Source organism: Chitinophagales bacterium, assembly GCA_040877935.1.
Classification (GTDB): Bacteria; Bacteroidota; Bacteroidia; order Chitinophagales; family CAIOSU01; genus JBBDNB01.
Window position 1 is genome coordinate 178,560 of record JBBDNB010000043.1, and the last position, 13,367, is coordinate 191,926.

11 protein-coding genes are annotated in these 13,367 nt (G+C 33.9%); 5 read left to right on the forward strand and 6 right to left on the reverse strand.

What is annotated here, in order from left to right:
* The first annotated feature begins 342 nt into the window (after positions 1–342).
* Positions 343–1,335: a bifunctional phosphoglucose/phosphomannose isomerase gene (locus WD048_11730; protein MEX0812877.1), complete on the forward strand. Its 993-nt coding sequence runs from the start codon at positions 343–345 to the stop codon at positions 1,333–1,335.
* Positions 1,336–1,457: 122 nt separating this feature from the next.
* Positions 1,458–2,180: a lipoyl(octanoyl) transferase LipB gene (gene lipB / locus WD048_11735; protein ID MEX0812878.1), complete on the forward strand. Its 723-nt coding sequence runs from the start codon at positions 1,458–1,460 to the stop codon at positions 2,178–2,180.
* Between the two features lie 91 nt (positions 2,181–2,271).
* Here the strand turns inward: lipB and WD048_11740 are convergent, their stop codons facing one another.
* On the reverse strand, positions 2,272–2,646 hold the full coding sequence (locus WD048_11740; GenBank protein MEX0812879.1) for a GxxExxY protein: 375 nt from the start codon (positions 2,644–2,646) through the stop codon (positions 2,272–2,274).
* A 167-nt stretch (positions 2,647–2,813) separates the two neighbouring features.
* On the opposite strand from WD048_11740, the gene WD048_11745 reads away from it, so the two are divergent.
* The 3 genes from WD048_11745 (at position 2,814) to WD048_11755 (ending at position 5,982) form a co-directional block, all read left to right on the forward strand.
* Complete coding sequence (locus WD048_11745; GenBank protein MEX0812880.1) at positions 2,814–3,215, forward strand: hypothetical protein; 402 nt, start codon at positions 2,814–2,816, stop codon at positions 3,213–3,215.
* Between the two features lie 356 nt (positions 3,216–3,571).
* On the forward strand, positions 3,572–4,366 hold the full coding sequence (locus WD048_11750; GenBank protein MEX0812881.1) for a phytanoyl-CoA dioxygenase family protein: 795 nt from the start codon (positions 3,572–3,574) through the stop codon (positions 4,364–4,366).
* 110 nt (positions 4,367–4,476) lie between these two features.
* The gene (locus tag WD048_11755; GenBank protein ID MEX0812882.1) at positions 4,477–5,982 is read left to right on the forward strand and encodes a radical SAM protein; all 1,506 of its coding nucleotides are present in this window, start codon (positions 4,477–4,479) and stop codon (positions 5,980–5,982) included.
* Positions 5,983–6,026: 44 nt separating this feature from the next.
* On the opposite strand, the gene WD048_11760 is transcribed toward WD048_11755, so the two are convergent.
* The 5 genes from WD048_11760 to WD048_11780 form a co-directional block, all read right to left on the reverse strand.
* Positions 6,027–7,205 (reverse strand): SGNH/GDSL hydrolase family protein, encoded by a 1,179-nt coding sequence (locus WD048_11760; GenBank protein ID MEX0812883.1) that lies wholly within the window; start codon positions 7,203–7,205, stop codon positions 6,027–6,029.
* A 96-nt stretch (positions 7,206–7,301) separates the two neighbouring features.
* Positions 7,302–8,981: a hypothetical protein gene (locus WD048_11765; GenBank protein MEX0812884.1), complete on the reverse strand. Its 1,680-nt coding sequence runs from the start codon at positions 8,979–8,981 to the stop codon at positions 7,302–7,304.
* A gap of 445 nt (positions 8,982–9,426) precedes the next feature.
* The gene (locus WD048_11770) at positions 9,427–10,287 is read right to left on the reverse strand and encodes a phytanoyl-CoA dioxygenase family protein (GenBank protein ID MEX0812885.1); all 861 of its coding nucleotides are present in this window, start codon (positions 10,285–10,287) and stop codon (positions 9,427–9,429) included.
* Positions 10,288–10,312: 25 nt separating this feature from the next.
* Complete coding sequence (locus WD048_11775) at positions 10,313–11,746, reverse strand: radical SAM protein (protein ID MEX0812886.1); 1,434 nt, start codon at positions 11,744–11,746, stop codon at positions 10,313–10,315.
* Positions 11,706–13,337, reverse strand: coding sequence for a radical SAM protein (locus WD048_11780; GenBank protein MEX0812887.1), 1,632 nt, complete (start codon positions 13,335–13,337; stop codon positions 11,706–11,708). Before WD048_11780 ends, WD048_11775 begins: the two co-directional genes overlap by 41 nt.
* Positions 13,338–13,367: the final 30 nt, after the last annotated feature.

The window sequence follows — 13,367 nt, forward strand, 5'->3', positions numbered from 1 at the left end:
TGCAAAGGCGGGAAATCTCTATCTATGAAAATGAACTGTTGTTGAAGATGCTAAAATCCAATTCATCGTATTTACATTTGCCAAATACTTCTGTTCGCCACCTGTCCCGACCTTTCAGTTATGGAGCGGGTATTCAGCACTGAACTGGTTTATTTTACTCGATAATCGAGATTTGAATGCTCAGAGGCTTGCCTCGTAATCAAAAGTATTTTTTCCAAATAAATGCCTCGTGGGCTTGCCCCGAGGTTGTTTACCGTAGCAGTTTTCCGCTTTCCATAAATATTAATGGGAATATCCTTTTCTTTGCGTAGAATTTAAAACAAAGTATAAAAGCGGAATACTATGAAATCGATGGACCAACTGATTAGTGATTTTACACTACAAGTAAAAGAAGCCCTGGAAATTGCTTCAAAAATAAAGACCACTCCTGCCGAAAATGAAATCAGGAATGTGGTTGTAAGCGGATTGGGGGGCAGCGGAATTGGAGGCAATATGGCCGCAGACCTGAATGCCGATCAGTTGAAAGTCCCTTTTGTAGTTAATAAAGATTACTTTCTTCCAAGTTTTGTAGATCAACACACGCTTTTTATCGCATCATCCTATTCCGGAAATACGGAAGAAACCCTCAATGCTTTTAAATTGGCACTTGAAAAAGGAGCTAAAATAGTTTGTATCAGTTCTGGAGGGAAATTGGTAGAACTGGCGAAAAAGCACAATTTAGATCACGTAGTTGTGCCAGGTGGGCAACCGCCAAGAGCGAGCTTGGGTTATTCATTGGTTCAGCAATTGGCTGTTTTACATGCATTTGGATTAACCAGCAATAAAGTTATAAAAGAGCTGAATGCAGCGGTTGAATTGCTGGACAATAAAGAAGAAAGCATAAAGGAAGACGCCAAGGCATTGGCCGCTCGATTGGTGGGCAAAATCCCCATGATTTACAGTACTACGCCCATCGCTTCTGTTGGGGTGCGCTTTAAGCAGCAAATCAATGAGAATGCCAAGATGCTTTGCTGGGAACATGCAGTGCCTGAAATGAACCACAATGAACTGGTGGGCTGGCGCAAAAAAAGTGCCGATTGGGCACCGGTGTTCCTACGCACCAAAGACGATTATGAGCGCAACAAACAGCGCATTGAATTGAACAAGGAAATTATTTCAAAATATGCTTCCGATATTATTGAAATTTGGTCGGAAGGAAAAAACCTCACGGAACATTTTATGTACCTCATCCATTTAACCGATTGGGTTTCTTATTACATTGCCGAACTGACCAATACAGATGCTGTAGAGGTAAATGTGATCGATTACCTAAAAGGTTCGCTTGCTAAATCATAGTAAACTACCTTGGGGTAAGCCCACTATGCATTTATTAGGAAATTATTTTTGAATTCGAGGCCTGCCCAACTAAGCAGGCGGGCAAACCTCGGTGTATTAAAATCTCGATTATCGAGTAAAATATGGTGCCAATACAATTGATTGATATCGGAATTACGCCCTACAAAGATGCCTGGGAATTGCAAGAGGAATATTTCAATCAGATTGTAAGCGAAAAGAAAAACAAAGGGCATATGCCCGGCAAAGCGCAAAAGGATTTTACCAATAATTATTTAATATTTTGCGAGCATCCGCACGTGATTACACTTGGCAAATCAGGAAAGAAAGAACACCTTTTACTGAATGATGCACTTTTGGAAAAACACAAAGTGGATTTTTTTTCTATCAATAGGGGCGGGGATATCACCTATCACGGACCGGAGCAAATCGTAGCTTATCCGGTGATTAATTTGGATAATTTCTTTAGCGATATCCACAAGTATATGCGCAATTTGGAGGAAGTAATTATTCGAGTATTGGATGAATATGGAATCGAAGGAGAGCGCATTGAGGGCGCAACGGGCGTGTGGCTGGACAAGGACAATCCTGCAAAGTGTCGTAAAATATGTGCTATGGGCGTGCGCACCAGCCGGTGGGTGGCCATGCATGGTTTGGCATTGAATGTAAATAATGATCTTTCATTTTTCGACTTTATTATTCCCTGCGGAATTTCCGATAAAAAAGTGAGCTCACTTAAGCAGGAACTGGGCAGAACAATTGATAAAGCAGAAGTGAAAGCAAAGATTCTGAAACATTTCGGCACTATTTTCAATGCGGAGTTTGTAAGAATTTCCATAAATGCATAGGTTAGAATGCCACTAATGCACGAATGGTTTTTTAATAGCCACAAATGCACGAATATCTCTTGTTTTTAAAACAATGATTTTAGTAGATGTTTTAGAATACTATTCTTTTATGATTTAGTCTTAGTTCTCCAAAGTTTACAATCAAAGCCAATCTGTTATCTGATACCTTTAGGTAATTTATGGCTTGTGCAATAAATTCATCAGAAATTCCCTGTACTGCTTTTACCTCAAGGATAATCTTATCCATAACTACAAAATCTGCATAGAAATAATGGGGTAGGGTAATTTCCTTGTAATTCACCTTGTACTCTTTTTCCCGTTCATATGGGATTTTGTTTTTTCTGAATTCATACTCCAACGCATCTTTATAGACAATTTCCAAAAAACCTGCTCCAAGATTGTTATGGACTTCCATACAGACTCCTATTATTTGATAGCTCTCCTCTTTGTAGATGATATTATTCATATAAGACGGTTTTCTTCAGTAGTACATAAATATAAATTATTTTCTTTTATTAGTGCATTTGTGGCAATTGATACAACTGACAATTTTTAAAAACAAGGGGCTAATCAGGCACTATTTAGGCTTATATTTGTTAGGATTTTTGAAAATTTTATAAGAAGACTAAGGTCATGATCAAAGACATTGATTTTAGAAAGACAGAGCATATTGTTCTGGCGGCCACGCCCATCCTGGATGAGGATACCGATGATTGGAAAGTTTTTTTAGTCAACCTGGCAGATGAACCGATCAATGATGTAATGGTAAGTTCTGTCGGCTTTGGTGAAAAAGACGATGAACAGGTGAAAACTTCAGAACTGCGTCAACATTTCGATCTTGTAAAAGGGAAGGCAGCTGTTGCTATTGAATTGATTACCGATGAACTCAAGGGCATTAGCAATCAGTTTTGGGTGAGTTACTGGTACAATGGAAAATTACACGATAAAAAATATGTGTTCCTCAGTGAGAGCATTGTTGAGGAAAATATGATCAATGTGCCGCTGATTGATAAAAAAGGGGTGGTTTTGAAGTAGGAATGTAGAAGAAGATAGAAATATAATGGAAATAAGGTTGAAATAGGTTGATGAAAGAAGCTGAAAGTTAGAGGATAGAAGTTGGAAGTTAGAATGTAGAAGTTGAGTTTTGGTGATGTGAAATTGAAATAAATGGATGTACGGTTGGGATAAAATGGAAATATAGTTGAGATAAATTGAAATAGATAAATAGAAGCTGGAAGTTAGAGGATAGAGGTTAGAATTTGGTGATATGAAATTGAAATATAGTTGAGATAGATGGAAGTATAGTTGAAATAAATTGAAATAAATAGTAGGAAAAAAGTGGAAATAGGTGGATATTGAAAGTTTGTGATTGGAAGTTATAATGTAAATGTATGAAATATAAAATTAATTCAAAAGTATTCGATTTAAATATTAATCAGGAGACTATTAATGATTCAAGCATTGATTTTTCCCATACTGATTTATACAGCAAAGAGGTTCCATGGTTTGAAAAAGGATATACTCCCTTAGAGATTTCCGTTGAGTTTATTGAAAATATTAGAAACGCTGCAACCGACTTTATATCTAGTAGAGTAAAAGATATCACTTCAAAGCCACTAACTAACTTGGAAGACTATCACAAGCTTATTAGCACTAACGAAACGCATCTTGAAATTATCAAAAAAATCGGTAAGCTTTTGGATACTGAGCTTTTAGGAATAAACACGGCTTATTTAACCCAGGAAGTGAAGCGGGTATGTAAAATTGATGCTGATATTAGTTGTAAAAATGTATGTGATATAAGGATATTTAGGCCTTACCGAGGTGATATGATGGATAATAATCCATTGCATAGAGATACCTGGCTAAAGCCCTTGAATAATTGTTTAAATGTTTATATACCACTGGCCGGAAGTAATGAATTGAGTTCTTTGAGTTTAATTCCAGGAAGTCATCTATGGAAAGGGAGGGAGGTAGAAAGAACCAAAACCAACGCATATTATAACAATATTCAGTATGGACTTCCCTCTGTATCTAATATTTCGAGAGACTATGAGATTGTTAGACCTGAGTTAAAACAAAATGAAATCCTTATATTCTCCTCAAATATAATTCATGGTGGGGCTGTTAATTTAAATGAAGATTTAACCAGGGTTTCAATAGAAATAAGATTTTGGGAAAATTAATTTTGCATTGTTTGCTAAACATATTTTCATTCGACATTCCTCAATTAATTTATTATCTTAATCATTCGATTCACACAAATAGGCGTTGGGTTATTTTAATTACATGATTTATGGCTAAAATAGTATTTATTCAAGATATTGTATACGAATACTTTGGGGTAATGTATATCAGTTCGTACATTAAACAATACGGACATGAATGTGAAGTTATAATTGAATATGAAGATAAAGATTGGTTGTCTAAATTAGTTGAATTAAACCCTGATATAGTTGCTTTTTCAGTACTTTCAGGCAGCTATAAATGGGCTATTGAAAAAGCTGGAATTATTAAAAGCCAGTTAAATAAGCCTATTGTTTTTGGAGGTGTCCATGTTTTTTTAAATCCGGAAAAGACAATTAAAGAGGGGCCTGTAGATATAATTTGTACCGGTGAAGGAGAGGTTCCGGTTAAAGAATTGTGTGATTCAATAGATAAAGGTGAAATAGATACTACATTGCCGGGCTTTTGGTTTAAAAAGCAAAATGGAGAGCTTATTAAAAACAAAGGTGCTCAACTTATTAATGAACTGGATACAATCCCATTTGCTGACAGATCAATTTATTGGAAATACTCCAAAATTGCCAATAGGGATACTATTCCCATGTTGGGAAGTCGCGGTTGTCCTTATACTTGTGCCTATTGTTTTATCCCTTCCGCTAAAAAAGTATTTGATGGACTCGGTAAATTTGTAAGACAAAGAAGTGCTGAGAATATTCTTGATGAAATTGAACAATGCATTGAATTATCTCCGCATAAGGAGAGTATTCATTTTGTTGAAGATCATTTTGGCAATAACCGAAGCTTGGCTCTAAAAGTATTGAAAGGTTTGTCCAATATTAAAAATGGCCAATTAAAATGGCTTGGGGCAATCCGTGTAGAGCGTTTTAATAAAGAAGAATACGTAGCTGAATTAGCCCAAACCAATCACGGTGTATTAGGTATTGCAGTTGAATGTGGTGACGAAAAACTTAGAAATGAAGTCTTGAAAAGAGAAGTCACTAATAAAGAAATACTAGAGGCTGCAAGATTAGCTAAAAAATACGGTATAAAGTTTACCACTTTAAATATGCTTGGTTTACCGGGTGAAACATTTGAGCAAGCAGTTAAAACCTTAGATTTTAATATTGAAATTGCTCCCCTATATGCCAATTGTTATGTTTACCATCCTTATCCGGGAACGGAATTGCAAAAATATTCTGTTGAACACAATTTGCTTGATGAAACGGTAGTGGATAATTTAGGGCTTTCTTTCTACGATCGCTATTGGAAAAATAATAAAGAATTAAATAAAATAATTAACCTACAGAGGGTATTTGGCTTAGTTGTAAAATTTCCTGTGTTAAAAAAACCATTGGTACACTTAGCTCGTAATAATTGGCGTATAAGTGTAGATCTTATTTTCGGTATCTATTACATGTGGTATTTAATGTACTACTATAGATTAACACCTTCTCAAGTAAGCCAGATTGCAATGATATGGATTAGAAGCCGTTTTTCTTCTAGTAAGTATCATCCTTCGCATGAGAGTATAAAACAAGGAGAGGGACAATTATACCCAAGTTTGAAGAAAGATTAACTCAATTGGAGAAGGGATGAAGATAGGATGCCTAACTAATCTAGTTATTTTAGAATCGCTTTGATTTTCCTGGCTATCATTTTTGATTTAATTGAGTGACCTTGAGTGTTTAAATGGCAATCATCAAACCAATATTCGCCTGGAATTGAATCGTATTGATAATTGAGAAAGTGTGCATTATTAAATTTGGCAGTGCTGTTTTCTATAATGTTATTAAACTCATTCACTCTTTCAACATAGTCTGAATGGGTTTTAACAAATTCATCTTCCGGATTTAGTGCAAATGAAAGGTTAATTACTGATGCACTGTCTGAGAGTATTGCCTGGATTAATTTGTGATGGTTCTGATAAAATGGATGATAATAAAAAGAAGTATCGCTGTATATTAGTTCGTGATCAAACCAATGTGCAAATTGTTGTTTTTCAGGTCTTGAAAAATGCAAATCGGATGAATTGAAATCAGAATAAAAAAAGTAAATGATCACAAAGCTCAGGAAATTGGATTTCATCATCCATTTGCTTTGCGAAGGCAGTGGGTCTATGTTAAAGTCTAATCTTTTGGAGTGTGTGTAATCGGCTTGAAATTCTTTATCTGTATAATCAATCATAGCATCGTTACCGGCAGAATGCAGTACCACCATATCCGGCTTGAAGTAGCGATATTTGAACAGGTATTGCATCAGCTCTTCTGCTGAATTTCCTGCTTCCAGTCCAGCATTTATTACTTCCACACCACTAGTGGATAAAATTAATTCACCTGAATTATGCCATTTATTCAGTAGTTTTTCCAGTTGTGCAGAAAATGTATTTTCCGGATTTAAAACACCTGTTCCATATGTCGTAGAACCTCCAATACAAAGTATTCTGAATTTTTCGCTTTTTTCTACTGGAATGCGATTTCCCCTGTATCCATCAATATTATGTTGTTGTATTTTTTTTTCCTCAGAGACATAGCCATTTCTAAGTACTTCCATATAGTAATTCCCTTTATAGCCCGGGTTTGGAATATAATTTAGGTAAGGCTGAGTGAGATACCTGGATATATTTTGGTTATTAGCATCTGCTTTCAGCATTTTTTTTATATTGTAATAATTTAAGTTTGAAGGAAATAATGAGTTGTTGGAATTAAAATAAATTCCAAAATATCCGATCAATTCCAGTAATATAATTATAAGAATCACGAATAATATTCTTCCTGTAGTAAGTAAGTATTTCTTATTCATAGCTAATATTATTCGCTAAAAATGTCTGATAATTATTTTTGTTAAAAACCATAAAATTCACAAATAAACTGGAGTGTAATTTATTATTGTTAAAGATTAATCGTGAAATTTAACATTTTGCATAATGTAATTACCAAATATGGAATTGCTTATGCAGTCTGGATGTTTTATTTGCTTAGATTTAGCAGCATCGGTAAATTCAATTTTTGTGTTGTGTACCAAGTACATATATCTTTCAATTAGTTCACTTCTCTTAATATCTGAAAGAAAAATCGCTTTCTTTTCTTCAGCCCACTTGAGAAACTCTTCTGGTTTGCTCGCATTGCAATTACAAATTTTACTCAGATAAGCCAAATAACGGGGCACAATAGAGTAATTTGATAAATCCCAAATTAAATAATCGTTTTCCTTGTAATTTTTATTTAAAAAGGAATATTTCAAATCCAATAGGTGAAATGTTGATAAATTAATTATTAATATTTCATTTTGATATACATTTTCAGTTTGAACCATGTTAGATTTGAGGCATTCTACTTCTTCAGCTACTTGAATTTGGTTGCCAAGCGCATTGTTTAGTGTTATTGCAGTAGAACCTATAATTATTAACAAAGAAGTTGCAACAAAAACTTTATTTAGTTTTATTGAACTCAACGAATTGTTTGAAAAGACAAAATAGGCTATAAGCAGCAGTGTAATAATTTCAATACTTATAAAATGTCGTTCAGCTAAAGGTGCATTGTAAGCTAAATACACTAGGAGTGAAAATATAAATGCTTTAAATAAAATTATCTTAAAGGCAATGATTTTGTTGTTAAATAAGATGATGGAAATTAAAATAATAATTATAAACAATACTGGAATTATTAGGTAATAATACTGCAATGATAAAATGTTTATTACAGATTCCTGAATTTGATTTTGGTTTAGCTCAAATTGATTTGAGACTATTCTGTTTAGAAAATTAACGTTCACGAAAGCAGTATCGATAAACATACCGTACATGGCCATTTCATATCTTAAAGAATCTTTTGCATTGGTCATTTGAGAGATTGGTACCAATCTGTTTGTTGAAAGTGCATACTCTATATCAGGTTCGATTTTTATTTCAAATCTATTTGTAAATTCTTTGTGTATCTGTAGTGCTAAAAAAAATATTAATACAGCTGATAATGGAATAATTGTTTTTTTAACTAATGCAAGTGGTCTGAAATGAAGTATTAAGTATGCTGCAGAAACTATAATTATCATACCAATTCCACTTTCAGGTCTGGTTAAAAAACCGAACAGAAATAAAATATGATGTATAACTATTCCTTTCCACTTTAGATTTCTAAACAATAGATTAATTAAAGCTACTCCTGAAAATATTAAAGCAAAGCGAGTATGGGTAATGGAAATAATATTCTCAAGAAATAATGCAGTCAATATACTGAGAAGAACAAATCGCACAAGAAAACTTGTTTTTCTTAGTATTAAAACTCTTAAAGTATAAAGGGTATAGTACAAGCTACATATATTGGACAGTATGTAGGCTGTTGAAAAAACATTTATTTGAGGAAGTAAGTCTTGAATTATTTTGTAAAAATCTCTAAATAAAATTACCAAAAGGTAATGTTGATCCATTAATGAAAAATCAGAGTACTGCTGGGAACTCATTTGTGATATAAAAGCATCATAAGAATCATCAAAAACAATTTCGAAAAAACTAAAGCAAATTAAAACGGCAGCAATTGTATATAAAAATGATTCTAAAAAAAAACTAGTCTTGCTACTCATAAAATAATTATAAATTGATAATTTAAATTCATTTACCCTATTAAATAGATATTATTGTATAAAAATGAAAGGAACTGACAATATATTCGCTCGATAAACAATTAGTGTAGCTACACGACTTTTAAAGTAAACAAATAATTGTAAAGTGGCAATTGCAATTACTAAAAATTTTTCTACCATCAAAAAGCAAGTAAGTTCTCCAAAGGAATGTGAATAGTTATTGATAGTCATTCATTTTTTCCGGCAAATTCATATAAGGACAAATTGTTTAGGTAAAAGATGTCACCCTCTCGTTTTTTCTTTGACTTTTAAATTCCCCCATCTATAGAGGATGCTTAGCTAATTTGTTTCGACACCTTATTCAAATAGAGTTAAAATCATTACATTCGAAAAAAAATAATGTATTAAACAAGATCAAAAAATAGGTCAAGTCAGTTGTATTTAATTAAGTTTGAAAAAATCTTTTAATTTTTTCAGCTATATTTTTGCGGTGATATTTGCTTAAAAAATTGTTTAGATCATTGTTTAAAAGATTAACAATATTCTTATCAAGGTTTTCTAAAAGCTCCCCTTTTTCAGGAACTTTGAAATTGTCATAGTCTAAATAAAAATCTTGATTTTCAACTTTGTACTTCAGGATTTGGTCAAAGCCTTCTGGAATAGTGTAATGTATTAATTCAATATTATTTGGCACTATAGATAAGTTCAACGCAGGTCTTACTTTATTACTTTTATTAGGTGGAGAGAAGTGCAAAAGTCTATGATTGTATATTATTGCCTGACCAGCTTTCATATTGATTAATTTTCCGGCAGCCTCTATGATTTTATCATTAAAAGGGTGTTCCCATTGTAATATTCTTGGTCCTCTTATGTTTTTGGAAAGATGTTGTGAAAAAGGAATTACTCCTAATGTTCCATTGTTTTCATTCGTATCACAAAGAGGAATCCAGGCTGCAATGCTTAGGTGCTTTGACTCGTCCACATAAGTCCAATCAGCATGCAATGGCATTATACTTTCATGATGTGCTTCCTTTATCATGAAATTGGCAAATACGGGTGTAAAATCCTGCAATTGCCTATCGAGTAGTGGCCAAACCTGCTCAATTATATAATGATGGATAGATTTTTTTAACTTTCTATCGGTACTGAAATGGGTGGTGTGAAATCCTGAAGCTGCATTTATTTTGTGATTATTATAAAAGGTATTGAGCGCCTTGATTTCAGTATCAGTTAATAGGTCAATACATACATAACCATATTTCAGAAATGCATTATTTAATTTTTCATTTTTGAAAATATTGTGCATTTAATGATCTTAAATGAGCATTTTCTTATTTGTCGTGAGCCCCTTTGAGTCCGGAAATAACAAATTTCTTATCCCAAAGAATATAGCGAATTAAACCAAACCCCATTCCAGCTATTTCCTTCATGTTTTTTAAAAGAGCGGATGCATTTAGATAGAAATAGCTCGGTCTGAAGTAGAAGGCTTTATAAAATATTTTTTTTCTACGGGCAAATTCTTTATACACAGATTCATCTTTCCAGTTATTTTTATAGGGATAAATTGAGAAATCAAGCTGATTGCTCATTTCATTAAACATTGATGTGCCAGGATAAGGAGTCAATGGATTGAACGATGCAAAGTTTAGATCTGAATTGACTGCAAAATCAACGGTTGCTTTAAAATCTGCCTCTGTTTCTTCAGGGTGACCAGACATGAAAAATGCTGCGGATTCAATTTTATATTTTCTGCATAGTGAAAACGCTTCTTTTGATTGTTCAAGAGTAAAGTTCTTTTTGTAAAGCTCCAGCATTCTTTTACTACCGCTTTCCATGCCAAAATAAATTCTTTTACATCCTGCTTTTTTCATCCAACTCAAAATTTCAGCATCTACATTATCTGTTCGACTTAGGCAGGCCCATTCAATGTCAAGTTTTTTATTTACCATTAATTTGCATAATTCTATAACCCTTTTTCTGTTAATTGTAAATGTATCGTCTATAAAGCGTATTGATTTTACATTAAAAAGTTGTTGCCACACTTTTATTTCTTCTACAATTCTTTCTGGATTGAGTGTTGTCAATTGGGTTCCAAAAGATTTCACGCAGAAATTACATTGATAAGGACAACCTCTTGCACTTTGAATCATACCAAAGGGCGAACTGAGCAATGGCTCATAATACTTGTCCTTTGGCAGTATATCATAACAGGGCATGGGTAAATCATTTGGATTAGGAATTCTGTTTCCATTACCCTGCTTTATGAATTTGTTGTTTTTAGTATAAGCTATACCTTCAACTGTTTCAATATTAAGATTTCCAATTATTGCATCATAAAGGTCTGAGAAAATTAAATCCGGTTCACCTAATATTATATAATCTGCATTTGAATGTTTTAGTGTTTCTTGAGAAAAATTTGTTGCATAATGGCCAAATAATATCATTTTCGATTCCGGGAAATTGCTTTTTATACTTCTGAGTTCGTCCATGTCTTCTTCAAAACACTCAAAACCGGTAATGGAAACTATTATATCGGGTTGGTACTTGTAGATTTCTACAGCAACCCTATCTGTTTCCCATCCTTCAGCAATGGCATCAATTAATTTGACATCCGCATTTTTCCATTCACGGGCAATAGCTGCCACTGAAATCAATTCATGCGGAGGTAGCAGACTCTCTGGAGAGACGTAAGAACACATGTATCTTCGGGTAATCTGCTCTTTATTAGGCAGATTTAAGACCAGAACTTTCTTTTTGTTTATCATCTTTTTTCTTTCTAATGCTTTTATGCAATTCGGGAGAAGCTTTTTTGGCTCTTTTCATTTCTCTTTGCTGGGTTTTGTTCCAGTTTTCACGTGAAGTAACAAAATCATTAATGTTAGCTTTTCTGGAATTTTCAACATTCAAAACAGAGTCATAGTCACTTGGTTTTTTGTGGTGTTTTACAATTGATTTTCTCCTCAGCAACATTTTTTTCAAAACTTCCCATGCGGCTTCTTTGTAATCCCATACAAATTTCACAAAATCAGTAAAGCGCTTATTGTAAAGATAGACTTTTGTATAAGCTTTAATCTGGAACCATTCGATTTGTGCCCTTGATAAATTGGCAAATTCCATAGCGCCACCAATCTGTTTGTTGTATTCATCCCAATCGGTAGAAAGTAATTTGTAGCCATTTTCTTGTTTGGCAGCCATTCGCGCAACTTCAGTGCCAGGATATGGTGTCATCAATCCAAACATAGGCAAATCAGGATTGATCTTAACTGCAAGATTCACTGTTTTTTCCAGACTCTCCTTATTTTCATTTGGTTGGCCAAATAGGAAAAAGGAGCCTATTTTAACTCCTGCTTCTTTTCCTGCTTTACATGCTGATTCTATGAGCTTCAAATTGGTGCCTTTGCCCATTTTTCGCAACATTTCTTCGTCACCGGTTTCTATTCCAACTTCTACTATTTCAACATTGGCTTTTTTAAAATCTTCAAATAATTCTTTGTTGACATAATGAACATGTGTTTGAACATCCCAGCTCACTTTTTTGCCAATACCTTCTTTGGCCATTGCCTGTAAAAGTTGATGGGTACGGGGGATATCTACACTAAAGAGTTCGTCTCCAAAACTGATTCTTTTAGGTTTGAATTCATCTACAATCCAGCGCAGCTCTTCCATAACATTTTCTACAGACCTTTTTCTTGCTATTCGTCCATTGGGATTCATGCAGAAAAGACAATTAAATGGACAACCTCTCATTGATTGCACAAAGTATGCGTCAGCTTTGGGCAATAGATCCCATGCAGGAAAGGGAATGCTGTCCTGGTCTAAAATCCTTTCCCTGGGCTTGTTTTGAATAATGTCTCCATTTTCCCTAAAAAGTAGCCCGTTTATTGAATGAAAGTCTATTTCATCATTATAATCCTTTCTGGATTTTAAAGCAGTGCATAACTCCATAAAGGTTTCTTCTCCTTCACCTTCTACCCCATAATCAATCATAGGAAATTCCTGCATCGTTTCTTTAGGAATAGCAGTAATGTGTGCTCCGCCAACAACTGTGCAACAATTCTTTATGTTTTCTTTTACAATATGCGCCATGTAGGCAGCAGGTTTTATTTCATTTGTAAAGGCTGTAAGACCTACTATATCTGGCTGAAAAGTTTTTATTTCCTCTAAAGTTTGCTCAAAATTGAGTCGTTCAAATTTTGCATCTATAATCTTAATTTCAAAACCTTCAAATTGTCTTAGATACCCAGCAAGATAAGCCAAAGCCGTTCTTCCAAAGTCAGGGATGTCGTACCAGGGTTCCAGTACTGCAATGACAGGTGGGTTTACCAGACAAACTTTAAAATTTCGAGTAGAGATCATAAATGATTTTGTTCTTGGAAAGTCTAAACA